At 64.3% G+C, this 24,719-nt stretch carries 20 protein-coding genes; 16 read left to right on the top strand and 4 right to left on the bottom strand.

Features of this window, described 5'->3' with window-relative positions:
• Window positions 1–257: 257 nt before the first annotated feature.
• Window positions 258–2,090: a PQQ-binding-like beta-propeller repeat protein gene (locus AAFG13_RS17045; protein WP_342712714.1), complete on the bottom strand. Its 1,833-nt coding sequence runs from the start codon at window positions 2,088–2,090 to the stop codon at window positions 258–260.
• Between the two features lie 260 nt (window positions 2,091–2,350).
• On the opposite strand from AAFG13_RS17045, the gene AAFG13_RS17040 reads away from it, so the two are divergent.
• The 3 genes from AAFG13_RS17040 to AAFG13_RS17030 all read left to right on the top strand — a co-directional run bounded on the left by AAFG13_RS17040 (window position 2,351) and on the right by AAFG13_RS17030 (window position 6,146).
• A complete protein-coding gene (locus AAFG13_RS17040; protein WP_342712713.1) occupies window positions 2,351–3,931 on the top strand; it encodes a sugar ABC transporter ATP-binding protein in 1,581 nt (526 codons plus the stop codon).
• Entirely contained in the window at window positions 3,928–4,920 is a 993-nt protein-coding gene (locus AAFG13_RS17035; RefSeq protein ID WP_212311612.1) for an ABC transporter permease, read from the top strand. The genes AAFG13_RS17040 and AAFG13_RS17035 overlap by 4 nt, the downstream gene beginning before the upstream one ends.
• A 74-nt stretch (window positions 4,921–4,994) precedes the next feature.
• Complete coding sequence (locus AAFG13_RS17030; protein WP_342712712.1) at window positions 4,995–6,146, top strand: substrate-binding domain-containing protein; 1,152 nt, start codon at window positions 4,995–4,997, stop codon at window positions 6,144–6,146.
• 80 nt (window positions 6,147–6,226) lie between these two features.
• Here the strand turns inward: AAFG13_RS17030 and AAFG13_RS17025 are convergent, their stop codons facing one another.
• The gene (locus AAFG13_RS17025) at window positions 6,227–7,021 is read right to left on the bottom strand and encodes a DeoR/GlpR family DNA-binding transcription regulator (protein ID WP_212311610.1); all 795 of its coding nucleotides are present in this window, start codon (window positions 7,019–7,021) and stop codon (window positions 6,227–6,229) included.
• 238 nt (window positions 7,022–7,259) lie between these two features.
• Here AAFG13_RS17025 and deoC point away from each other — a divergent pair, with 238 nt between their 5' ends.
• The 8 genes from deoC to ugpC all read left to right on the top strand — a co-directional run bounded on the left by deoC (window position 7,260) and on the right by ugpC (window position 16,828).
• Window positions 7,260–8,288: a deoxyribose-phosphate aldolase gene (gene deoC / locus AAFG13_RS17020; RefSeq protein ID WP_342712711.1), complete on the top strand. Its 1,029-nt coding sequence runs from the start codon at window positions 7,260–7,262 to the stop codon at window positions 8,286–8,288.
• 10 nt (window positions 8,289–8,298) lie between these two features.
• Window positions 8,299–10,686, top strand: coding sequence for an aldehyde dehydrogenase family protein (locus AAFG13_RS17015; RefSeq protein WP_342712710.1), 2,388 nt, complete (start codon window positions 8,299–8,301; stop codon window positions 10,684–10,686).
• A gap of 177 nt (window positions 10,687–10,863) precedes the next feature.
• On the top strand, window positions 10,864–11,319 hold the full coding sequence (locus AAFG13_RS17010; RefSeq protein ID WP_342712709.1) for an RbsD/FucU family protein: 456 nt from the start codon (window positions 10,864–10,866) through the stop codon (window positions 11,317–11,319).
• A 4-nt stretch (window positions 11,320–11,323) separates the two neighbouring features.
• A complete protein-coding gene (gene rbsK / locus AAFG13_RS17005) occupies window positions 11,324–12,247 on the top strand; it encodes a ribokinase (protein WP_212311606.1) in 924 nt (307 codons plus the stop codon).
• A 7-nt stretch (window positions 12,248–12,254) separates the two neighbouring features.
• A complete protein-coding gene (locus AAFG13_RS17000) occupies window positions 12,255–13,130 on the top strand; it encodes a sugar ABC transporter permease (RefSeq protein ID WP_212311605.1) in 876 nt (291 codons plus the stop codon).
• The gene (locus AAFG13_RS16995; protein ID WP_212311604.1) at window positions 13,127–14,164 is read left to right on the top strand and encodes a carbohydrate ABC transporter permease; all 1,038 of its coding nucleotides are present in this window, start codon (window positions 13,127–13,129) and stop codon (window positions 14,162–14,164) included. The genes AAFG13_RS17000 and AAFG13_RS16995 overlap by 4 nt, the downstream gene beginning before the upstream one ends.
• A 49-nt stretch (window positions 14,165–14,213) precedes the next feature.
• The gene (locus AAFG13_RS16990; protein ID WP_342713349.1) at window positions 14,214–15,653 is read left to right on the top strand and encodes an extracellular solute-binding protein; all 1,440 of its coding nucleotides are present in this window, start codon (window positions 14,214–14,216) and stop codon (window positions 15,651–15,653) included.
• Window positions 15,654–15,736: 83 nt separating this feature from the next.
• Entirely contained in the window at window positions 15,737–16,828 is a 1,092-nt protein-coding gene (gene ugpC / locus AAFG13_RS16985) for a sn-glycerol-3-phosphate ABC transporter ATP-binding protein UgpC (RefSeq protein WP_342712708.1), read from the top strand.
• A gap of 33 nt (window positions 16,829–16,861) precedes the next feature.
• Here ugpC and AAFG13_RS16980 read toward each other — a convergent pair whose 3' ends face one another.
• Window positions 16,862–17,794, bottom strand: coding sequence for an AraC family transcriptional regulator (locus AAFG13_RS16980; RefSeq protein WP_342712707.1), 933 nt, complete (start codon window positions 17,792–17,794; stop codon window positions 16,862–16,864).
• Between the two features lie 497 nt (window positions 17,795–18,291).
• Here AAFG13_RS16980 and AAFG13_RS16975 point away from each other — a divergent pair, with 497 nt between their 5' ends.
• The 3 genes from AAFG13_RS16975 (at window position 18,292) to serA (ending at window position 20,744) form a co-directional block, all read left to right on the top strand.
• On the top strand, window positions 18,292–18,588 hold the full coding sequence (locus AAFG13_RS16975) for a hypothetical protein (RefSeq protein WP_244980743.1): 297 nt from the start codon (window positions 18,292–18,294) through the stop codon (window positions 18,586–18,588).
• Between the two features lie 158 nt (window positions 18,589–18,746).
• A complete protein-coding gene (locus AAFG13_RS16970; protein WP_212311600.1) occupies window positions 18,747–19,115 on the top strand; it encodes a BA14K family protein in 369 nt (122 codons plus the stop codon).
• 375 nt (window positions 19,116–19,490) lie between these two features.
• On the top strand, window positions 19,491–20,744 hold the full coding sequence (serA, locus tag AAFG13_RS16965) for a phosphoglycerate dehydrogenase (RefSeq protein ID WP_342712706.1): 1,254 nt from the start codon (window positions 19,491–19,493) through the stop codon (window positions 20,742–20,744).
• A 9-nt stretch (window positions 20,745–20,753) separates the two neighbouring features.
• On the opposite strand, the gene AAFG13_RS16960 is transcribed toward serA, so the two are convergent.
• Entirely contained in the window at window positions 20,754–22,193 is a 1,440-nt protein-coding gene (locus tag AAFG13_RS16960; protein WP_176533082.1) for a helix-turn-helix transcriptional regulator, read from the bottom strand.
• Window positions 22,194–22,337: 144 nt separating this feature from the next.
• On the opposite strand from AAFG13_RS16960, the gene AAFG13_RS16955 reads away from it, so the two are divergent.
• Together AAFG13_RS16955 and AAFG13_RS16950 are read left to right on the top strand one after the other, a co-directional pair.
• Window positions 22,338–23,966 (top strand): isocitrate lyase, encoded by a 1,629-nt coding sequence (locus AAFG13_RS16955; protein WP_092124626.1) that lies wholly within the window; start codon window positions 22,338–22,340, stop codon window positions 23,964–23,966.
• Window positions 23,967–24,278: 312 nt separating this feature from the next.
• The gene (locus AAFG13_RS16950; RefSeq protein ID WP_342713348.1) at window positions 24,279–24,719 is read left to right on the top strand and encodes a DUF4269 domain-containing protein; all 441 of its coding nucleotides are present in this window, start codon (window positions 24,279–24,281) and stop codon (window positions 24,717–24,719) included.

Here is a 24,719-nt window from a genome sequence, read left to right as displayed (position 1 = left end):
GTGCGCAACGACATGCGCATCGATTTCGGGCGCGGCAGCCATGTCGGTCGATTCGATTCGACGCCGCTCGGAACCTGACGCGCGACGATTGTTGGGCGCGAGGGAAAAGCCGCCTGACGTGATGTTCCGTCGCACGTCACCAAGCACCAGAAGGCCTCCCGTCGGACCTGTCAGCCGATCCTGGCCGACATCAAAGCACGAATAGCCCGTGGCGAGTAGTGCTCAACGTGCCGTCGCAAATGCTGACATCGCGTTTGTCAGGGGGTGCCGACCTCGAAGGCCAGCAGAACGTTGCCGGGCAGGCCGCCCCATTGCGCGTAGCCGGAATTGACATACAGCATGCCGTCGACGACGACCGCACCGGGGCCGTCCATGGCGCCGCCACGGGCCGGAACGCCATTCACCGTGGTGTAGTCGCGCGCGGTGTCGATCTCCCAAAGCAGCCGCGCATCATCGGTGGCGTAGGCGCGCAAAAAGCCGCTCACGCCACCCGAGAAGACGACGCCGGGAATGAGGGTGATCGCTGCGGAGAGGGCGGGACTGCATTGGGGACGATCGCCACAGGCAACCGGCGCCACCTGCATCGCGATTTTCCCGGTCGCAAGATCAAGTCCGAACAGGCCGCCGCCCTCGCTTGAGTTGAGACGCATCGTGCCGTCCCTCAGGAACCGCACGTCGGAATTGGCGACATAAATTCGCGCCTGGTCCGCGGCGGAGCCCCACTCGGTTCCTCCCAATGGGCCACCTTGGCCGATCCGCGTCTGCCACAGGATCTTGCCCTCATGGTCGGGATCGAGTGCGTGCACCACTCCGGATTTCTGGCCGATCACCAGCACGCGTTGTCCGTTATGCAAGGTCACCAGGATAGGCGATTGTCCGAAGTCGTGGTCGGGGCCGCGGTCCTGCGGACAGTTGCTCTGGTCGGTGCCGAAGCACGCCACGACGAAGCTGTCCTTGGGCGTCGCTTGCTGATGCCAAAGCATTCGCCCGGTCGCGAGATCGAACGCGAGGATGGCATCGCTGGTATCGGTTGCCGGGTCGGCATAGCTGTTCGATGTCGCGACATAGACCGCCTGGCGCTGAACATCGATCGTCGGTGCGGACCAGACCGATGCGCCGGCCGGCCCGAACAGTTGCGTCCCGATGGCGTTCGTCCGGGTGGGATGCGGTGCTTCAGGGATGGTGTAGCTCTTCCAGATCTGCGCACCGGTTTCGGCCTTCAGCGCAACGACGCTGCCGCGAAACGTGCAGCATTGGTAGGTGGGCCGGGATCCCGTGGCCTCCTCGATCGATGACACCCCGACATAGACAACGCCGGAATAGAAGGCTGGCGCGCCGGTAATCCGCGCGGCCAGATGATCCTCGACCCTGCTCTTCCAGATCAACGCGCCGGTCGTCGCATTCACGGCGTAGACGTTGGCGAGCACATCGCCAAAGACGATGGCGGACTGGCCGTTATCCATCGGGACCAAACTGATGGCCGCCCTGACCGCTGCGTCGGTCGGAAACACCCAGCGGGTGCATCCGGCCTTGGCGTCGAGGGCGTGGACCTTGCGGTCGCCGCCGCCGACGAACAGCAAGCCGCCGATGACAGTCGGCTGGGCGTTAGCGGTGGACATGCCAGGAAACCCGTAGGCCCACTTCAAGCGTAGCCGCGGGACCTGGTCTGGCGCGAGGCCGGCCATCGCCGCCGGCTGAAACCGGCTGTTGTTGAGATCCGCGCCCCAGCCGTTCCACCGTGGCCCATCGATCGGCTGCGGGAAACCGGTCTCGCTCTGCGCGCATTGGCCTGTACTGTCGGCCGACGCATGCGAAGCGGCCTTGCCGGTGACGAGCGAGGCGATGGCCGCCCGCTCGTCACTGGTCAGCCCCTGCGCGAAGGATGACATCGCGCCCGCGGTGATCGCACCAAGAACCTCATCGAACGACCTCGATTGCAGCGCGGTGCGGCTCGGCGCGCGAATATCGGTGTTGCTGCTGTCGTGACACTGCGCACAGCGTTGCGCGTAGAGGGCGGCGCCGCCTTGCTGAGCGGTCGCAGGAAGGCAGGACCAGATCAGGACGACGGCAATCGCAGCACTCAGTTTCATCGTGGTTCACCGGCGTTGGTTGATGAGATGAGCGACCGAAGCGTAGCACAACCTGCCGGCTTCCATTGTGCGTGGGGAGGCCGGCGGCGTGCGCCGGGCGTGTCGGACCCGGTCGCGACCGGCCGCCTCCAAATCGAGCGCCTGGCGGCGTGATCTCCCATTGACAGGCCGCCCGATGTGATAGAATTATAACACAATAAGTTGCAAAAATAACAAGATGTCATCATCGCATCAGTGTCTCGCGCGGTGACGGGAGGAAAATGGAATTGTCGGGTTCGATCGCGGCAGAGCCTCGGCCGTCGACGTCGCTTTTGATGGTCGATGGCATCAGCAAGCGCTTTGGCGGCGTGCGCGCGCTGCGCGACGTCAACCTCGAGGTCGTGTCCGGCGAGGTGCACGCGCTGCTGGGCGAGAACGGCGCCGGAAAATCCACGCTGATCAAGATCCTCAGCGGCGTTCATGCCGCCGACAGCGGCACCATCGAGATCGCCGGCAAATCAGCGACGTTCGACAGCCCGGCAAGATCGCGCGAGGCGGGGATCGCCGTCGTCTATCAGGACCTCAGTCTCGTCGAATCCCTGAGCGTCGCCGACAATCTGTTGCTCGGCCGCGAGCCGCGCGCACGCTTCGGCTTCGTCCGGAAGCGCGAACTGATGGCCAGGGCCGAAGCGTTCCTGGGTGAGCTCGGCATTCCCCTCGATACCAAAGCGACGGTCGGCTCGCTGCCGTTCGCCTACCGCCAGATGACGGAGATCGCCAAGGCGTTGATGGGCGAGGTGCGGCTCCTGATCCTCGATGAGCCGACATCCTCGCTGACGTCGGACGAGGTCCGCATCCTGTTCGATGCGATCGGAAAGGCAACGCGCCGCGGCGTCGGCGTGATCTACGTGACCCATCGTCTCAACGAGGTGTTCGAGATTTCGCAGCGTGTCACGGTGCTGCGCGATGGCGCCAATGCCGGTACGTTCGTCACCGCCGATACCGACATGAAGCGGCTGGTGAACGCCATCATCGGCACCGATCGATTGGCGCCGGCAGCATCGCGCCCCGCGCCCGCGGCAGCGCGTTCGTTCGATTCACAGCCGGTTCTGTCGCTGTCGGGCGTGTCCAACGACCGGCTGGCGGCCGTCGACTTGTCGGTGATGAAGGGTGAGATCCACGGCCTTGCCGGATTGATCGGCAGCGGGCGTACCGAGATTCTGGAGACCATCTTCGGGCTTCGGCCGGCGGAAAGCGGCACGCTCGAGATCGAGGGCCGGCCATGGCTGCCGAAGAGCGCGGCGGATGCAATCGATCAAGGCGTCGCACTGGTGCCGGAGGATCGGCACGTGCAAGGCCTGGTCCTCGACCATTCGATCGAACGCAACATCACTCTGCCGCGGATTCCGCATTTCTCGCGCTGGGGCTTCATGCAGCAACGCGCCGCCGCCCGGCGTGCGGACGCAGCGGTCGCGCGGCTTTCCGTGAAGGCGCAAGGCGCTTCCAGCCTGGTCAGGACACTGTCCGGCGGCAACCAGCAGAAGGTCGTGTTCGGAAAATGGAATGATCCGCGGCCGAGGGTGCTGCTGCTGGACGAGCCGACGGTCGGCGTCGACGTCGGCGCACGCGAGGAGATCTACGGCGTGATCCGCAATGCCGCCCGCGACGGCAGCGGCGTCCTGATCGTCTCCTCGGATCTCGTCGAACTGATCGAGCTCTGCGACCGCATCTCCGTGATCGTCGATGGACGCGTGGCGCGAACGCTTGCGCGCGGCGAGATCGACGACGCCGAAGAGCTCCATCATCTCCTGCAGATGTACCAGGCTTCCGGACAAGGCGTATTGCAAGAGCTGCCCGCATGACCGAACTGACCGCACCAAATGTCGTCGCCTCGCCGACCCGAACCGACCGACGTCGCAAGCTGCTGCAGAACCTGCTGCGCGGCGAGCGGCCCTACATGCTGTACATCGCCTTCGTGGTGCTGCTCGTCGTGTTCAGCCTGTCCTCGCCCTGGTTCCTGTCGGTCGACAATTTCCTGAACATCGGACGCCAGACGACGCTGGTGTCGATCATCGCGGTCGGCATGACCTTCGTGATCATCGCACGCCAGATCGATCTGTCGGTCGCATCGACATTGGCGCTGTCGGGCATGGCGGCGGCGCTCGCCATGAGCCAGATCAGCAACAGCTGGCTCGTCGGCGCCGTTGCCGGGCTCGGCACCGGCGCGCTGGTCGGGCTGCTCAATGGCATCCTGACCACGCAGCTCTCGATCCCGTCCTTCCTGGTGACGCTCGGCTCGCTGAGCATGGCGCGGGGGCTGGCGATGATGGTCACCAACACCAAGCCGGTCATCATCACCAACGAGACCTATTTCGCGATCTTCGGCGAAGGCACGTTCCTGGGCATCCCCGTTCCCATTGCCTGGACGCTGGTGGCGATGATCGTCGGCATCCTGCTGCTGCACTACAACGTGTTCGGCCGTCGCATCTATGCGGTCGGCGGCAATCCGACCGCGGCGCTCTATTCCGGCATCAACACCAAATGGGTGACGACGGCGGCCTTTGTGCTGACCGGCGCGCTGGCCGGGCTTGCGGCGCTGGTGCTGTCCGCGCGCTCACATGCCGCGCGGCCCGACGTCGTGCAGGGGATGGAGCTCGACGTCATCGCCGCGGTGATCCTCGGTGGCTGCAGCCTGTTCGGCGGGCGCGGCTACATCCTGGGAACGCTGTTCGGCAGCCTCATCATCGGCACGCTCAATAACGGCCTCGTGCTGCTCGGCGTCAGCTCGCCGATGCAGCTTGTCATCAAGGGAGCGATCATCGTGGCCGCGGTAGCCTTCACGAAACGCTAGAGCACGATTCGGAAAAGTGTAGGGGCAAGGTCGCCGGCCTCCGGTCAATCGGCGACCAAAAAAGGGAGGAAACAATGAAGCCAATCTTGCGACAAACCCTGCCACTGACCGCGCTGATTGCGGCGACGGCCATTTCGATTGCCCCCTCGGCCCGTGCCGAAGTGCCGGCAAGCTGCGTCAAGGGCGTCGATCTCGCGACGCTTGGACCGAAATCGATCGTCGGCCAGGGGCCGCACGGCGAGAAGGCCGCGTCGCCGGAGGTGCTCGCGCTGTCGGACGCCGACGCCGCCAAGATCAAGGAGAAGCATTTCAAGGTCGGTATCTCCATGCAGACCGTCAACCTCGACTGGGCGCAACTGCAGATCCAGGGCATCACCGATACGCTGAAGAAGTACGGCGTGACGGTGACCGGCGTCGCGTCCGCCGAATATCAGGTCGACAAGCAGATCGCCGACATCGAGAACACCATCCAGCAGCACCCGGACGGCATCATCTCGATCCCGGTCGATTTCACTGCGACCGCGCCGACCTACAAGAAGATCGCGAAGGCCGGCATCAAGCTCGTGCTGATGGACAGCATTCCGACCGGCCTCAAGCATCCGGAGGAATATGCCTCGATGATCTCCGCGGACAGCCAGGGCAACGGCCAGATCGCGGCCCAGATCCTGGCCTCTTGCGTGGCGCAGGGCGCGACCATCGGCCTCGTCAATTTCGGCGTCGATTACTTCAGCACCAACGAGCGTACCAAGGGTGTCCGCGAGTGGATGCAGAAGAACCGTCCCGACATCAAGATGAAGCAGGTCGACTTCACCGACCCGCCGAAGGTGTCGCAGATCGCGGGTGACTTCCTCACCGGCAATCCTGATATCAAGGGTCTGTTCGCGGTCTGGGATCAGCCGGCGCTCGATACGCTGAGCTCGATGCGCGCGCAGGGCATCGACATTCCGGTCACGACCGTCGATCTCGGCCTGCAATCGGCGATCGAGATCGCCAAGGGCGGTCCCTTGAAGGCGACCGGCTCGCAGCGCCCCTATGATCAGGGCGTCGCGGAAGCGATGGCGATGATGAACGCGCTGCTCGGCAAGGAAACGCCCGGCTGGATCGGCGTGCAGTCGCTGCCGGTGACGCAGTCGAACGTGCTGGAATCCTACAAGACGGTGTTCAAGAAGGAGCCGCCGCCGGAACTGACCGATGCCTGCAACAAGGCAAAGCCCGCTTGCAACTGAGCCGCAGGAGTTCGATGCGTGGTCCCGCGAGCCCGCGCATCGTGAGCAGCCTGATCCGGGCGTGCCAGCCCCCGCTCGGATCAGGTTGCGCTGGTCACGTATTCGACAGGAAGGCTGCGGAAGTGCTTGCGCATCTCCGATGACGCCGCGCCGCCGACGATGATCCGCGAGAACGCGGCGATATCGGAGAAGAATGCCGACTTGAGACTGCCGAGCTTGCTCGCGTCGATCACCAGGGTGCTCTCCATCGCGGTCTCAATGACGGCCTGCTTGACCGCGACCTCGTGAAAATTCGAGCAGCTCGCGCCGCGGGTCCAGTGCACGCCGCCCGCGGAGATGAAGGCCTTGTTGATCCCGAGCCTCCGCAGGTAGGACAGCCCGTCGTCCGACGCGAACGATTGCGACGAGGGATGATAGAGCCCGCCCATCAGCATCACCTGCGTGCCCGGCCGGTGCGTCACGATCGACGCCACGTTCATCGAATAGCAGATCACCGAGAGCGGCAGATCCTCGGGCAGGCAGTCCGCCAGCGACTGCATCGTGGTGCCGCAGTCGATGAAGATCGTATCGCCTTCCCTAATGGAGGCGGCGGCTGCTCGACAGGCGAGGCGCTTGTCCTGGGTGTGCTGGTCGATTTCCTGCTCGAACGTGTACTTGATGCCGGTCGGCGACGCCGCATTGACGACGTAGCCGCCGAGCAAAGCGAGGGCAGCCTCCGGACCAGCGAGGTCGCGCCGCACTGTCATTTCGGAAACCCTGAGGAGCTCGGCGGCGTCCTTCAGGTGCAGCGCACCACTCGATTCGACTGCGCGGCGCAGCCTCTGCAGGCGCTGGACGCGTGTCTCGCTTGGTCGTGCGTTGGAGGTTTCAGCCATTTTGATCGCCGTGCTTGCTTATCCGATTGACAATGATCTTACAATGTTGTGAGTTTATCAACGTCGATTTGTTACAATAATAACATCCAGTCCGGCGGGCTGATCCGGTGTCGAGACGGTATCGTCCTCGGCAGGCGGCAAACCCGGCGGCAAGGTCAGGGGAGGATCACATGTTGCGATCGACACATTCAATCTATCTGGCCACCTCGTCGATTCGCTAGGACCGCAAGGCGTTTCCATGACGCAGAGCGTCTTCATCCAGAATCCGTCCCCGTTGGCCGTGCAATCGCCTTCCCCGGGCGGCGAGCATTTGCATCCGCTGCCGCGCAACAGCGGCCGTGCGCTCGAGATGGATTGGGTCGACGACATCAGGATCAACCTGTCGGCCGCCGAACGGCGGGTCGCGAGCCTGCCGGGCCGGCGAACCGTGAAGAAGGACGCACAGGCGGGGTGGCTGCTCAAGGCGATCACCTGCATCGACCTGACGACGCTGAACGGCGACGACACGGCCGAACGGGTGAAGCGGCTCTGCGCCAAGGCCAAGGCGCCCGTGCGCAGCGACCTTCTCGAGCAGCTCGGCTTTGCCGGGCGCGCGCTGCATACCGGAGCGGTCTGTGTCTACGATCGGTTCGTCAGCGCCGCTGTCGAAGCGCTCGACGGATCCGGCATCCCTGTCGCCGCGGTCTCGACCGGGTTTCCCGCAGGCCTCGTGCCGCATGAGCTGAAGCTGAAGGAGATCGAGGCGTCGGTCCGGAATGGCGCACAGGAGATCGACATCGTTATCACGCGTGAGCACGTGCTGACCGGCGATTGGCGGGCGCTTTACGCCGAGGTCCGGGATTTCCGCGCGGTCTGCGACAACGCGCATCTGAAGACGATCCTCGCCACGGGTGACCTCAAGACGCTGCGCAATGTCGCCAAGGCCTCGATGGTCTGCATGATGGCCGGCGCCGACTTCATCAAGACCTCTACCGGCAAGGAAGGCGTCAACGCGACGCTGCCGGTGACGCTGGCGATGCTGCGGATGATCCGCCTCTATCAGGAGCGCACCGGCTACAAGATCGGCTTCAAGCCGGCCGGCGGCATCTCGACGGCAAAGGACGTGCTCAACTATCAGTTCCTGATGAAGGAGGAACTCGGGCGCGACTGGCTCGAGCCGGATCTGTTCCGGATCGGCGCCTCCAGCCTGCTCGCCGACATCGAGCGGCAGCTTGAGCATCACGTGACCGGCCACTACTCGGCTTTCAACCGCCACCCCGTGGGATGAGACTCCAGCGATGAGCGTCGCCAATTATTTCGAGACCATGGAGTATGGCCCCGCGCCCGAGGCGGACGGCGAGGCGCGCGCCTGGCTGGCGCGGCATGGCGCCACGTTCGGGCATTTCATAGCCGGGAAGTTCACAGCGCCGCATGCGGGCAAGCACCTCACGACAAGCGAACCTGCCACCGGCAAGGCGCTGGCGCGCATCGCGCAGGGCAACGCTGCCGATGTCGAGGCCGCGGTCAATGCCGCGCGCACCGCGCAGGTCGCGTGGGCAAAGCTTGGCGGCCATGGCCGCGCGCGTCATCTCTATGCGTTGGCGCGCATGCTGCAGCGTCACGCCCGGCTGATCGCCGTGCTGGAGGCGATCGACAATGGCAAGCCGATCCGGGAAACCCGCGATCTCGACGTGCCGCTCGCCGCGCGCCATTTCTTCTATCACGCCGGCTGGGCGCAGCTGCAGGACCGCGAATTCGCCGATCAGGTGCCGATCGGCGTGATCGGGCAGATCATCCCGTGGAATTTCCCGCTGCTGATGCTGGCCTGGAAGATCGCGCCGGCGCTCGCCGCGGGCAACACGGTGGTGCTGAAGCCGGCGGAGTTCACCTCGCTCACGGCGCTGCTGTTCGCCGAACTTTCTGCCGACGCCGGCCTGCCGCCGGGCGTGCTGAATGTCGTGACCGGCGATGGCGCCACTGGCGCGTTGCTGGTGGAAAGTCCCGGCGTGGACAAGATCGCCTTCACCGGGTCGACCGAGGTCGGGCGGTTGATCCGCCAAACGACTGCAGGCACCGGCAAGTCGCTCACGCTGGAGCTCGGCGGCAAGTCGCCGTTCATCGTGTTCGATGATGCCGATCTCGATGGCGCCGTGGAAGGCGTGGTTGACGCCATCTGGTTCAACCAGGGCCAGGTCTGCTGCGCCGGCTCGCGGCTGCTGCTGCAGGAGGGGATTGCGGAGACCTTCCGCAGGCGCCTGATCCGCCGCATGGAGACGCTTCGCGTCGGCATGCCGCTCGACAAGGCGATCGATATGGGCGCGGTCGTCGCGCCGGTGCAGCTCGAGCGGATCAAGTCGCTGGTCGAGATCGGGGTGAAGGAAGGCGCCGAGAAATATCAGGCGTCCGGTGCGATGCCGACGGAAGGCTGCTTCTATCCGCCGACCCTGCTCTGGAACGTGCATCCGTCCTCGACGGTTGCGACTGAAGAGATCTTCGGCCCTGTCCTCGTGGCGATGACGTTCCGTACGCCCGACGAGGCCGTGATGCTCGCCAACAACACGCGCTACGGCCTTGCCGCCAGCGTGTGGAGCGAGACGATCGGGCTGGCGCTCGACATCGCGCCGAAACTCCTGGCCGGCGTGGTCTGGGTCAATGCGACCAACCTGTTCGACGCCAGCGTCGGCTTCGGCGGCTATCGCGAGTCCGGCTTCGGCCGCGAGGGCGGCCGTGAAGGCATGTACGAATATCTCAAGCCAAAGGCCTGGAGCGGGCGCAAGGCGCGGGCCAAGGCATCGCCGGTGCCGATTGCGGCCGGCGCCAGCGCCGGATTCGACGTGCCGCCGATCGATCGAACCGCCAAGCTGTTCGTTGGCGGCAAGCAGGTCCGTCCGGACGGCAATTATTCGCGCGCGGTGCTCTCACCGAAGGGCCGGCGTCTCGGCGAGGCAGGCGAAGGCAATCGCAAGGATATCCGCAATGCGGTGGCCGCGGCGCGTTCGGCCGAGGGGTGGGCGCGGGCGACGGCGCATAATCGGGCCCAGATCCTTTATTATCTTGCCGAGAATCTTTCCGCGCGCGGCGACGAGTTCGCTCGGCGCATCGCCGACATGACCGGCGTCTCGGCAGCAAAGGCACGCGCGGAAGTCGAGGCGAGCATCGAGCGGCTGTTCAGCTATGGCGCCTGGGCCGATAAATTCGAGGGATCCATCCACGCACCGCCGCTGCGAGGGGTGGCGCTGGCGATGCATGAGCCGATCGGCGTGGTCGGTGTCGCCTGTCCCGACGAGACGCCGCTGCTTGCCTTCATCAGTCTGGTCGCGCCGCTGGTTGCGATGGGCAACCGGGTCGTTGCCGTGCCGAGCGAGCGCCATCCGCTCGCCGCGACCGACTTCTACCAGGTGCTCGAGACCTCGGACGTACCGGGCGGCGTGGTCAACATCGTCACTGGTGATCGCAACGATCTGGTCAAGGTCCTTGCCGAGCATGACGATGTCGACGCGCTCTGGGTGTTCGGGTCGCAGGATGCCTCGACAGCGGCCGAACGGCTCTCGATCGGCAATCTCAAGCGGACGCTGGTCGATCAAGGCCTCGCAATCGACTGGTACGACAAGGCCGCGAGCGAGGGTCCGATCCTGCTCCGTCATGCCGTGCAGGTGAAGAACATCTGGATTCCGTATGGCGACTAGGGCGTTTTCGAGCGAAGTGGGTACCGGTTCGCGTGAAGAAAACGCGTCAAACAGGAATCGAGTGCCCCGTTCGGATCCAATCGGAACGGGGCGCTAGAGACGTCACCTTGCGGTGATAGGGATGGGGATCCGGACCGTCAGAGTTCGGCGATTTGGACGACAAGGGAGGGACGCAACATGCTCAAGGGCATCAATCCACTGCTCAATGCCGACGTGCTCTACGCCCTGCGGGCGATGGGGCACGGCGATCGCCTGGTGGTGTGCGACACCAATTTTCCGGCCGACTCGATCGCACGCCAGACCGTGCTTGGCAGGCTGTTGCGCATCGACAATGTGAGTGCCGCCAAGGCGGTCGAAGCCGTTCTCTCGGTGATGCCGCTCGATACCTTCGTCGACGATGCCGCGATCCGCATGGAGATCGTCGGCCAGGCCCAGGAAGTGCCGCCCGTGCAGCGCGAGGTGCAGGCCGCGATCGATCGCGCCGAGGGACGATCCTGGCCGCTCGTCGGCGTCGAGCGCCATGCGTTCTACGAGAAGGCCAAGACGGCCTATTGCGTGATCGCCACCGGCGAGCGGCGCTTCTACGGTTGCTTCCTGTTCAGCAAGGGCGTGATCGCGCCGGACGGGGAGTGACGACATGAGCAAGAATGGCGTCGCCGTCCTCGGCGTCTTCGTCGTCGACCTGGCGTTCCGCGCCGGCAATATGCCGGCGATCGGCGAGACGATCGCCGGATCGGGATTCGCGATGGGGCCCGGCGGCAAGGGATCCAACCAGGCTGTCGCGGCCGCACGGGCCGGCGCCAGCGTGAGCTTCATCTCCCGGATCGGCAGCGACGCCTTCGGCGAGCTCGCGATCAAGACCTGGGAGGCCGAGGGAATCCGGCCGCGCGTGGCCAGGACGGCGGACGCGCCGACTGGAGCTGCGTTCATCTACGTCCACGAGACGCGCGGCGATAACGCGATCATCGTGGTGCCAGGTGCGGCGGGCGGGATCGGCCCGGCCGATGTCGACGCGGTGGCGGACGCCATCCGCGACAGCCGCGTGTTCGTGACGCAGCTCGAGCAGCCGGTCGATGCGGCGCGGCGCGGGCTTGAGATCGCGCGCGCCGCCGGCAGCATCACCGTGTTCAACCCGGCGCCGGCGATCAAGTTCGACTCTGGCCTGTTTGCGCTCTGCGATTATGTCGTCCCCAACGAGACCGAGGCCGAAGCGTTGACCGGCATCGCGGTGAGCGATCTCGCCGGCGCCCGCCGCGCCGGCGATGCCTTGCTGGCGAAAGGCGCCGGAACTGCGCTGATCACGCTCGGCGAGCGCGGCGCTTTATTTCATGCGCGGGACCGCTCGGTGCACGTGCCGCCCTTTGCCGCCGGCAAGGTGGTCGAAACCACCGGCGCAGGCGACGCCTTCGTCGGCGGCTTTGCGGCGGCGCTCGCCGACGGCGCCGATCCCCTCGAGGCTGCGCGGTTCGGTTCGGCCACGGCCGGAATCTCGGTGACGCGACCGGGCACTGCGCCCGCGATGCCGCGGCGCGCGGAGATCGACGCGCTGCTGAAGGGATGATCGCGCGATGATGCGGAATGATCCGATCAAGCATGTCTTCATCTGGCCGGCGGTGCTCGTCGTGCTGGCGATCTCGATCTTTCCGCTGATCTATTCGCTCACCACGAGCTTCCTGAGCTATCGCCTGATTCCGCCGATCCCGCCGAGGGTCGTCTGGCTCGGCAACTATGCCACGCTGCTGCAGGAGCCGCGGTTCTGGAACGCGATCTTCACGACGACGATGATTGCCTTCATCGCCGTCGGGCTGCAATACGCGATCGGGTTCGGTGTCGCCTTGGCGCTGAACGCGCGGGTGCCGGGCGAGCGGCTGTTTCGTGTCGCCTTGCTGCTTCCCATGCTGCTGGCGCCCGTCGCGGTCGCGCTGGTGGCGCGCATGATGTTCAACCCGACGATGGGGCCGCTCAACCAGTTCCTGTCGAAGTTCGGCCTGGTCAACCTGCCGTTCCTCACCAACGGACATTGGGCGCTCGCCTGCATCATCGCGGTCGAGGTCTGGCAGTGGACCCCGTTCGTCATCCTGATGATGCTGGCCGGCCTGCAAACGCTTCCCGAAGACGTCTACGAGGCCGCCGAGCTCGAGAATGCCAGCGCCTGGCAGCAGTTCTGGGGCATCACCTTTCCGATGCTGCTGCCGATCTCGGCCGCGATCGTTTTCATCCGCCTGATCGAGAGCTACAAGATCATGGACACGGTGTTCGTGATGACGGGCGGCGGCCCGGGCGTGGACACCGAGACGCTGACGCTGTTCGCCTATCAGGAAGGCTTCAAGAAGTTCAACCTTGGCTACACATCGGCGCTCAGCTTCCTGTTCCTGATCGCGATCACGATCATCGGCGTCACCTATCTGGCGCTGCTGCGGCCGCATCTGGAGAAGCGCCGATGAGCGGGCAGGGCTTGACCGGACTGTCGCCATGGAGCCGCCGCCTGGTCGCGGTCGGCGTCCTCGTCTGGTGCCTGATCACGGTGTTTCCGCTCTATTGGGTGGTGGTGACCGCATTCAAGACGCCGCCGGGCGTGGTCGGCGGGCCGACCTATCTACCGTTCATCGACTTCACGCCGACCTTGCAGCCGTTCATCGATCTCTATCAGGGAATCCGCGGCGAGTTCTTCCACACCTTCCTGAATTCGACCATCGTCGGCCTGTCTGCGGCAGCCATCGCCACCGCGATCGGCGCGATGGCGGCCTATGCGCTGGTGCGGTTCGAATTCAGGGTCCGCCTTGGTGCGGGCCTCGTGTTCTTCCTGCTCGCGCTCGGCGGCTATCTGCTCTTCAACGCGACGGTCGGATTCACCCGGCCGCAGGCGCTGTTGCTCGCCTTTCCGATCGCGTTGATCGCTGCTGTCGTCGCCAACCGCCTGCCATTGCCCGGACCGATCCTCGGCAATGAGGACATCCTGTTCTGGTTCGTCAGCCAGCGCATGTTCCCGCCGATCGTCACGGCCTTCGCGCTGTATCTGCTCTACAGCGAGATCGGCCGGCTGGGTTTCCAGCTGATCGACAGCTTCGTCGGCCTGACGCTGTGCTACGTCGCCTTCTCGCTGCCGATCGTGGTCTGGCTGATGCGCGACTTCTTCGAGGCGGTGCCGATCGAAGTCGAGGAGGCGGCGATGGTCGACAACGTGCCGAGCTGGCGCATCTTCTTCGGCATCGTGGTGCCGATGTCGATGAACGGGCTGCTGGCGACATTCATGATCACGCTGGCCTTCGTCTGGAACGAGTTTCTGTTCGCGCTGTTCCTGACCAATTCCAGGTGGCAGACGCTGCCCATCCTGGTGGCAGGACAGAACAGCCAGCGCGGCGACGAATGGTGGGCGATCTCAGCTGCGGCGCTCGTCGCAATCGTTCCCATGATGATCATGGCGGGGCTGCTCAGCCGGATGATGCGGTCGGGCCTGCTGCTCGGGGCCATCAAATAGCAAAAAACCTTGTAGGGAGGACTAGACGATGTTGCGACGGACGTTCCTGATGCTGACCACCTCGCTCGCGATGGCCTGTGCCGCGAGCCAGGCGAATGCTGCCTGCAGTCCGGATTACACCGGCGTCACCCTGACGGTGGCGTCGCAGACCGGACCGTATATCGCATCCGCGCTCAAGCTCGGCGCGGACGAATGGGCCAAGAAGACCTGCGGCAAGGTCAATGTCGTCGAGTTTCCATGGTCCGAGCTCTATCCGAAGATCGCGACATCGCTCACGGCGTCCGACGCGACGTTCGACCTGGTCAGCTTTGCACCGGCCTGGCTGCCGGATTTCGTCCCCTATCTCAGCGAGATGCCGAAGGAGATGCAGTCCGGCAAGGACTGGGACGATATCGAGCCGGCCTATCGCGAACGCCTGATGGTGTGGGAAGGCAAGATCTACTCGCAATCGATGGACGGCGACGTCCACACCTATACCTACCGCACCGACCTGTTCAGCGATCTCAAGGAGAAGGACGCGTTCAAAGCCAAGTACGGCTACGACCTCGCGCCGCCGAAGACCTGGAAGCAGTATCTCGACATTGCGGAGTTCTTCCAGCGGCCCGACAAGGGCCTGTGGGGAACGGCGGAAGCTTTCCGTCGCGGCGGTCAGCAGTTCTGGTTCTTCTTCAGCCACGCCGCGGCCTACGCCAACAATCCGAACTATCCGGGTGCGATGTTCTTCGACCCCGAGACGATGGACGCGCAGATCAACAACCCGGGCTGGGTGAAGGGGCTCGAGGAATACATCCGCGCATCGAAGCTCGGGCCGCCCAACGCGCTGAACTTCTCGTTCGGCGAGGTGAACGCTGCCGTGGCCGGCGGCCAGGTGGCGGAATCGATCGGCTGGGGCGACACCGGTGTGATCGCGGCCGATCCGAAGCAGTCGAAGATCTCCGGCAAGGTCGGCTCGGCGATGCTGCCCGGTTCGGACGAAATCTGGAACGCGAAGACCAAGAAATGGGACAAGTTCCCGAGCGTGCTTCCGGGCCCGTTCATGGCATTCGGCGGCTGGCAGATCGCGGTGCCGAAGGCCGGCAAGAACCAGCAAGCGGCGTGGGACTTCGTCAAGACCTTGACGAGCCCCGAGGTGTCGGGCCAGGCGGCGATCACCGGCGGCAGCGGCGTCAATCCCTATCGCAAATCGCACACCGCCAATCTGCAACTGTGGAGCAAGATCTTCTCGCCGCAAGAGGCCAAGGAATATCTCGGCGCGCAATCGGACTCCATCAACGCCAAGAACGTCGCGCTCGACATGCGTCTGCCCGGGTATTTCTCCTATACCGAGGTGGTGGAGATCGAGCTCGGCAAGGCGCTGGCCGGCCAGACCACGCCGCAGGCGGCGCTCGACGCGATGGCGAAGGAGTGGAATCGCCTGACCGACGAATTCGGCCGGGCCAAGCAGCTTGCCGCCTATCGCGCCGCGATGGGCCTCCCGCCCAAGAACTAGCTTTCCAGTGAGACCTCCCGGATGATGCGCGAGCGTCATCCGGGGCTTGACCAGCCGTCGACGAAAGGACGGAAAAGGATTCCATGGCGCACGTCGAGATCGAGAACGTCAGCAAGGCATACGGGCCCTACAAGATCATCGAGGGGCTCGACCTCAACGTGGCCGACGAGGAGTTTGTCGTGCTGGTCGGCCCGTCCGGCTGCGGCAAGACCACGACATTGCGCATGATCGCAGGACTGGAGGCCGTCACCAGCGGAACCATCCGCATCGGCAACCGCGACGTCACGCAGTTGCGCCCTGGCCTCCGCAATTGCGCGATGGTGTTCCAGAACTACGCGCTCTATCCGCACATGACGGTCGGCGAAAACATTGGTTACGGCATGAAGGTGCGGGGCGAATCGCGCGCCAGCATCGAGAAGGCCGTCAATGACGTGGCGCGCGTCCTCGATCTGGAGCAATACCTGCAACGCCGGCCAAAGCAGCTTTCCGGCGGGCAGCGCCAGCGCGTCGCGATCGGCCGTGCCATCGTGCGCAGCCCGGACGTGTTTCTGTTCGACGAGCCGTTGTCCAATCTCGACGCCAAACTCCGGATCGAGATGCGGACCGAGATCAAGGCGCTGCATCGCCGTCTCGCCAAGACGATCGTCTATGTCACCCACGACCAGGTCGAAGCCATGACGATGGCCGATCGCGTCGTGGTGATGAACAGAGGCCGGATCGAGCAGGCGGCCGATCCGATCACGATCTACGAGAAGCCCAGCAACCTGTTCGTCGCGGGCTTCATGGGCGCGCCCAGCATGAATTTCATCGATGGCGAAATCATCGCCCGCGACGGCGCGCTCACCTTCACCGCGCCATCGGGCACGGCGTTGCGCGTGCCGAAGTCGCGTGAGGCGGCCTATGCGGGCAGCGCCGGCAAGCCGGTGGTGCTCGGCGTGCGGCCCGATCATGTGTTGCAGCAAGGCGCGCCGGCGGGTTCTTGCGTCCGGCTGCTCGTGAAGGACGTGGAGCCGCTGGGGCCGCACACGCTGGTGATCGGGACCGTCGCCGGCTTTGCGTTCACCGCGCAAATGCCGGTCGGCGTTGCCGCTGAGCCGGATCATGTCATCGACGTCGCGCTCGATCTCGAGCGAACGCATTTGTTCGACAAGGCGTCAGGGATGGCCATTTCCTGATCTGCCGCGGCGTTCAGCGCGACAGTGGCTCTCTTAGCTGCAGAACCCGCGGGCTCGTCGCACCGTATCGGACGGATAGAGGCCAAATGCGGAGCGGTACACCGCTGCGAAACGGCCCAGATGTGTAAAGCCCCACTTCAGTGCAACTTCGCTGATCGGGAGCATGTTCTCCGGTCGCGACAGCTCATCGTGGATTGCCTCTAGCCGAATTTGTCGCAGATAGGCGACAGGCGTCGTGCCGTAGATCTTGCGAAAGCCCAGTTGCAGCAATCGGCTGCTGACGCCAACCGTAGCGGCAATATCTGATATCGTCAGCGGCAGATGAGGATTGGCCCGCATATACTCGACAGCCCGCCGAATGTAACGCGGCGGCGCATCCGGCGGGTAGCGGTTCAACCGGTCGCTCAGCCGATGCGGGACGTTCTCAAGGATGAGCTGGATCGCAGCCTCGGATAGCAGCGCGCTGGCTTTCGGAGAGCGCGCCAGGATGCCGTCATACAAGCCGGTCGCGCTGGCACGAACAAGCTGAAGAAGGGTCTGCCCGGCGCCGGTCGACAGATCGACGATCGGTGTCAGATTGAGGTCTTCCAGCGCTGTGCTCCCGAACGTCGCGGACAGCACCTTTGTCACCATGCCCGTGTGCAAGGTGAGCGTGACGCTCGCGTATCGTCCATCGACCGCTTCGACCCGCTGCGCCTGCATCGTCGGAAGCGGCACGATCGCGATCTCGGCGGGGGTTCGTTGCACGCTCTTTCCCGCAATGCGCATTTCGGCCTTGCCGGCATTCAGCAGGCTTATCGCGAGTTCTCCCGACGTACTCTCGTACGAATAGTGCCAATCCCAACCCGCAGACAGTTCCGCCCGCACCACATCAATTTCCGCCCCAATTGCAATATCCGCATGCCAGCGAAACGATTCGTCAGGCCGCGGCGAGGAGTGCGCATTGATCCCGTGCGGCTGAAGCATTTCCAGCAGCTCCTCAAACGATGATCCCGATCGTGTCGGAGGTGCAACGAGTATGTCTTCGACCATCAAATTCCCAACCATCGGATGTTTGCTGTCCGCGAAATGACCCGATTCATCGGGATCGAGTGTCCATCGTTCAGGGCGTCCGCCACACGCATAGACCGCATCACAACACTAGCACAGCTTTGCTGTGTTCGGCCCGCGCTCTCCTTCGCGATCCCTTCAGTATCCGATTTCCGAAAAAGATATCCAGATCACGCAATCGAGTCGCGGATCGTGCTAGCCACAATCCGAATGCCTCCATCCGGAATGCGATGCCGTCCATGGACTCATAGCCCATTTGGCCTAAATGCTTTCGACCTACTCAAACGGGTTATGAAGGCATGCTTACAAGGATAACTTGCGTATTCGCGCTCACGGTTCTTTCGTCCATACCTGCGTTGGCCGATAGCTGCGCAGATCACGTCCAGAGCACCGGCGTTCCGATGGTAACGGGCATGACGCACAAGACCTGGATGACCTTCCCGTCGGTCAATCCCGGTGCTGCCCTCGACAAGGTGTCGCGCGCCGTTCTGGCCGAGGGCTTTGTCGGTGTGAACGTCGACAAGAAGCTTGGCACCGTGACCACGCAGCAGGAGACCACCGGATCCGGCCGGCCACAGACGTTGCAAGTCGTCGTCCGCAAGGACGGAAAAGGCAGCCGCGTCGATGCGACGTTCATCTTGCCTCCCGGACAATTGGCTCCAGGTGTCGGCGATAACCTCTGCCGTGTCGTGAATGCGGCCGGTCAATGAACTCCGCCCATCTGTGAATCCACGCTGACGCGCGAAGTGTAACCGGCCGCGCGTGTTCGGGTGTCGTCCGGTCCGACCAGGCGAGCCCACAATCCATACTTGGAGAATCGGGACGCAGGCGCCGGCCTGCATCCCACAGAAATGAAGCAGGAGAGACGATGCGTAGCGCTCACATTCTGAAAGTCGTTTTGATGGCCGCCACCGGTGCGGTGGTGTTTTCCGTCTCCGCGATTTCGGCTCCGTTACAGCACGGTGCCGGCGTTGCGGCCGCGGTGCCGGCAGTGACGGAGAAGGTCTGGTGCCGTTACGGGTCTTGCTATGACAATGGCGGGGGCGCTGCCGTCGGCGGACTGGTCGGTGGCCTGATCGGGGGCGTCATTGCGGCCGGTGCGGCCAACGCCGCCGCGCAGCAGGAAGCTGCCACCGCCCAGCAGCACGCGACGTCTTGCGCCCAGCGCTATCGCTCGTACGATCCGGCGTCGAATACGTTCCAGGCAAAGGACGGCCGGCGCTATCCCTGCCAGTGAGCAGGTGAGATGCAAGCCGCGACTGCGGCCGGCTTGCGGGCACCGGAGCAGCGAAGTGAACCCGCCGCTCCGGACACGCCCCTCGGCGACGAGCTGAGCACGAATGGGATGGCAGAGCTCCGGCCGGTGAGCAGGAGCAGGCGTTCGACGCCCCAGGAGCCGCAGCGGCGCCTCTGCCGGCGAGTTGAATATGGCTAAAGTGGCCGAATCGGCTCCCGCTCTGTGTCTCGAGGCTCAGATCGAGGGGACTTCATCGGAAATCGCAGGGTGCGCCGCCCATGGCGGCTTCTGACGCGATTGTTTTCCATGTTATCACCTGATCCGTCGAAACTGCGTTCGTGCATGACCTGCCCGAACCCACGAGCCCGGATCCTGATGATGCTGTCGCTGCCCAAGACCAAAATACGCGTGCTACTGCTGGAGGGCGTGAATGATTCCGCAGTCCGGATGTTCGAGGCCAACGGCTATACCGAGTTGCAACGCCTGCCCAAGGCGCTGGGGTCCAAAGAGCTCAAGCAAGCGCTGTCGGGCATCCACATGCTGGGAATTCGGTCGCGGACCCAGTTGACCGCGGAAATCCTCGAAGCCGCCGACCGATTGCTCGTTGTCGGCTGCTTTTCGGTCGGCACCAATCAGGTGGATCTCGACGCCGCGCGAAAGCTCGGAATACCCGTATTCAACGCGCCATACTCCAACACCCGCAGCGTGGCGGAGCTGACCATCGCCGAGATCGTCATGCTGTTCCGCCGGATCTTTCCGCGTTCGGTTTCCGCACATGCCGGCGGCTGGGATAAGTCCGCCGAAGGCAGCCGTGAGGTGCGCGGCAAGACGCTGGGCATCGTCGGCTACGGCAACATCGGCTCGCAGCTGTCGAACCTTGCCGAAGCCATGGGTATGCGCGTGGTCTATATTGATCAGACCGACAAGCTCCGGCACGGCAATACCGAGCCCGCTGAATCGCTTGACGCGTTGCTCGCAGCGAGCGACGTCGTATCGCTGCATGTGCCGGAGACGCCGACCACCGCCAACATGATTGGCGCAGCTCAGCTCCGGCTGATGAAGCCCGAGGCCTATCTGATCAACAACTCGCGCGGCACCGTGGTCGATCTCGATGCGCTGGCGAGCGCCCTGCGTGAGGGCCGGCTGGCGGGTGCCGCAGTCGACGTGTTTCCGGTTGAGCCGGTGTCGAACGAGGCGCGCTTTGTCTCGCCGCTGCAGGGCCTCTCCAATGTCATCCTCACGCCGCATGTCGGCGGTTCGACGGAAGAAGCGCAGGACCGGATCGGCGGCGAAGTTGCGCGCAAGCTGATCGATTATTCCGATGTCGGGTCGACCTTCGGGGCGGTGAATTTTCCGCAGGTGCAATTGCCGGCGCGACCGACCGGCACCCGTTTCATCCATGTTCACCGCAACGTTCCGGGCGTCATGCGTCAGGTCAACGACGCGGTGTCCCGGCACGGGATCAACATCCTGGCGCAATATCTGCAGACCGATCCGGAAGTCGGCTATGTCGTGCTCGAGACCGACGTTGTCGGCGGCGAGGGCGAGGGACTGCTGGCCGACTTGAAAGACATTGACGGCACGATCCGCGTGCGGGTGCTGTATGACGCGAACCGGCCGCAGGGGTGATCGATCTCGTCAATCCGCCGAGAAGCCGAACGGGACGCTCGAGGTTCGGAAATCGTCGGGAAGAATCTCGCGTCCGATCGGAGGCGCCGACCGCGCCGCGCATCGCGGGCGATGGCAGACCCGGCAGGCGACGCCGATCGGGGTCGGCTCATCCGCGTTCGGCCCCTGTCCGTCGCGCGTGTAGATCAGCTGGCTCGCATGCTCGGCGGCGCAGCCGATCGCGATCGCCCGCTCGACGCGGATGGCGCCGAACGCGCCGCCGCCGGCGGTCACGGTGCGGGCGATCGAGAAGAACCGCTGGCCGTCGGGCAATTCCAGCCACTGCGTGACGATCTGGCGCGGCGTCTTGAAGATATCGTGGACCGACCATAGTGGACAGGCGCCGCCGTGCTTCGCAAACGGGAAGCCGGCACCATCGAGCAGCTTGGAAATGTTGCCGGCCGGATCGACGCGGATCAGGAAGAATGGCACCTTCTCGAGACCCGGCCGCTGCAGGGTCGTGACGCGGTGCGCGGTCTGCTCGAAGCTGGTGCCGAACTGGCGCGCCAGCGCCTCCAGATCGTAACGGCGCGTCTCGACCGCTTTGGCAAACACGGAATACGGCATGATGAGCGCGGCCGCGGCATAGGCCGCGAGTGCGCGGCGGGCCAGCAACTCGGCGCTCTTGCTGGTGAACTTGCCGTCTTCCACCGCCGCGCCGATCTCGCCTTCCAGTTCCAGATAGGCGAGTTGCTTGGCCAACTGGAAATTGAGGCCTGCGGTATCGAGCGAGTCCTCGAGCAGCAATTGCCTGCGATGGAGGTCCAGTCGCCTGACCGAGCCGAGCATGACGTTAGGCGGCAGATATCGGACCTGGAGCTTGTGGCGCTCGCGAAGCCGCTCGATAAATCCGGCTGGTCCGGCCGGTTCATGGACGAGCCGCTCGGCGGCATCGTCGAGGTTGGCGAAATTGTTGCGGCGTGCGGCGAGAAATCGCCTGACTTCCGCGACGGGATCGTTGGCGTCAAAGTTCTCCTGCCCCGGGTGCGACCCGCCACCCACCAGGTCCGGCGCCCGTCGCTCGGCCAGCGCCAGCTGCTCTTCGCGATAGGCGGTATAGAGGCGCAGGAACGCTTCGGTCATTCCGGGATAGCTGACCGCGAGGTCGCTGACCTCGAGCGCAGGGATGTCGATGTCGGCAAACATCGGCTCCTTCAAAACCGACTGCATGCGCGCGGTGTGATCGGCGCCGCCGTCGCCGGCGAGATCGGCCAGATCGATCTTGTAGGTCCGGGCAAGGCGAAGCAGCATATCCGCCGTCACCGGCCGTTGATTGCGTTCCAGCAGCGCGACATAGGGGGCGGAGATTTCGAGATCGGCCGCCATGTCGGCCTGGGTCAGCCCGAGATCACGCCGCAGCCGCCGCAGCCGCGGGCCCATGAAAACGGAACGGGCGCTTGAGGTTACCATCGCCTAATCCATCAATTGTAAGATTCTTACAACAATACATCGGTTTCTTGTAAGTTATGACAAGTTTTCCGCGCCAGGTCTAGCTCCCGGCGAGGCTGGCCTTACAAAGAGACCAGTTATTTCGTCACCGAAGGGATCACGGACATGAACTTCCAACCGCGCGGGATCAGCATCCAGGGGCCGGCTTCGTATCAGAGCGAGCTTGAGGCGGCCGAAGCGCTGCTCAAGACCAAGGACACCTGGAACGGCGTCACCGCCGAGGCCGTGGCGCGCATGCGCCTGCAGAACCGCTTCAAGACCGGTCTGGATGTCGCCCGCTACACGGCTGCGCTGATGCGCGCCGACATGGCCGCCTATGACGCCGACAGCACCAAGTACACCCAGTCGCTCGGCTGCTGGCACGGCTTCATCGCCCAGCAGAAGCTGATCTCGGTCAAGAAGCACTTCGGCACGACCGACCGCCGTTACCTCTATCTGTCCGGCTGGATGATCGCTGCGCTGCGCTCCGAGTTCGGACCGCTGCCCGACCAGTCGATGCACGAGAAGACCTCGGTGCCGGCGCTGATCGAAGAGCTCTACACCTTCCTGCGCCAGGCGGATTCGCGTGAGCTCAACGACATCTTCCGCGCGCTCGACGCGGCGCGCAAGGAAGGCGACAAGGCCAAGGAAAAGGCGCTGATCGAGAAGATCGACAACTTCCAGACCCACGTCGTGCCCGTTATCGCCGACATCGACGCCGGCTTCGGCAATGCCGAGGCGACCTACCTGCTCGCCAAGAAGATGATCGAGGCGGGTGCCTGCGCCCTGCAGATCGAGAATCAGGTCTCCGACGAGAAGCAGTGCGGCCACCAGGACGGCAAGGTCACCGTGCCGCACGAGGTGTTCATCGCGAAGATCCGCGCTTGCCGCCATGCATTCCTCGAGCTCGGCGTCGAAGACGGCATCATCGTGACCCGTACCGACTCGCTCGGTGCCGGCCTGACGCAGCAGATCGCCGTGAGCCACAAGCCCGGCGACCTCGGCGACCAGTACAACAGCTTCCTCGACTGCGAGGAGGTGACGGCGGCCAATGCGCGCAACGGCGACGTCATCCTCAACCAGAACGGCAAGATGATGCGTCCGAAGCGTCTGCCCAGCAATCTCTACCAGTTCCGTCCCGGCACCGGTGCGGATCGCTGCGTGCTCGACTGCATCACCTCGCTGCAGAACGGCGCCGACCTGCTGTGGATCGAGACCGAGAAGCCGCATATCGAGCAGATCGCCTCGATGGTCGATCGCATCCGCAAGGTCATTCCGAACGCGAAGCTGGCCTACAACAACTCGCCGTCGTTCAACTGGACGCTCAACTTCCGTTGGCAGGTCTACGACGCGATGAAGGAAGCCGGCCAGGATGTCAGCAAGTACAACCGCGCCGAACTGATGAAGGTGGAATACGACGGCACGCCGCTGGCGATCGAAGCCGACGAGCGTATCCGTACCTTCCAGGCGGATTCGGCCAAGCGCGCCGGCATCTTCCACCACCTGATCACGCTGCCGACCTATCACACGGCTGCGCTGTCGACCGACAATCTCGCGAAGGAGTATTTCGGCGACCAGGGCATGCTCGGCTACGTCAAGAACGTGCAGCGTGCGGAGATCCGTCAGGGCATCGCCTGTGCGAAGCATCAGAACATGGCGGGATCCGACATCGGCGACGATCACAAGGAGTACTTCGCCGGTGAGGCCGCCCTCAAGGCGGGCGGCGTCCACAACACGATGAACCAGTTCGGCTGATCGATCGAACAGGTCATCTAGACATCGGCTGGACAGGCGGGATTGCGCGGCAGTCTCGCCTGTCTGCTCGTTTGGCGGGGCGATTTCGACCACGGTGGCGCGGTCGAATTCGCCCCGTAGCGTTTGCAAGACCGTTCCCGTCAGGCTTCGCCTGGCTTGTCGAGGTTCCCTCATTCCACGCGAGCGTGCTATTGCATCGCTGCGATCTCGAGGGCACGCCACGCGATGACTGTCGGGCACTATGCATCCGCCGTCACCAGCTCCGCCGTGATGGAGCTGCTCAAGCCGTTCGATTCCCGCATCGTCTGAACGCTGCCACTCGGCATTGCCGTGCCGGGCAGCGACATCGATATCGTTTGTCATGCGCCCGATCCGAACGCTTTCGCGGACATCGTTTGGACCCACTACCAATCGGCCGATGATTTCGTGCTCTACCGATGGGCCACGGGAACGCGGCCGGCCATTGCCCGCTTTGTGTGGGATGGCTGGCCGTTCGAACTGTTCGGTGACCTGCGTCCAGTCGACCAGCAGCAGGGCTGGATCCATTTCGAGGTCGAGCGGCGGCTGCTCGCGCTTGATGCCGGACGGCTGCGGCGAGCCGTCAGCGAGTTGCGGGCAGATGGCCTCAAGACCGAGCCTGCGTTCGCTGCCGTGCTCGGGATACCGGGCGATCCCTATCGCGGGTTGCTCGAGCTCGTGGCCGAAGCGGACGCCGCGTTGCGCGCCCGGCTCGCGGCGTGCGGTCTCGGCTGA

This window comes from Bradyrhizobium sp. B124, from assembly GCF_038967635.1.
GTDB lineage: Bacteria > Pseudomonadota > Alphaproteobacteria > Rhizobiales > Xanthobacteraceae > Bradyrhizobium.
Note: the sequence above shows the minus strand (reverse complement) of the source record. Positions and strands in the feature narration are given on the sequence as shown.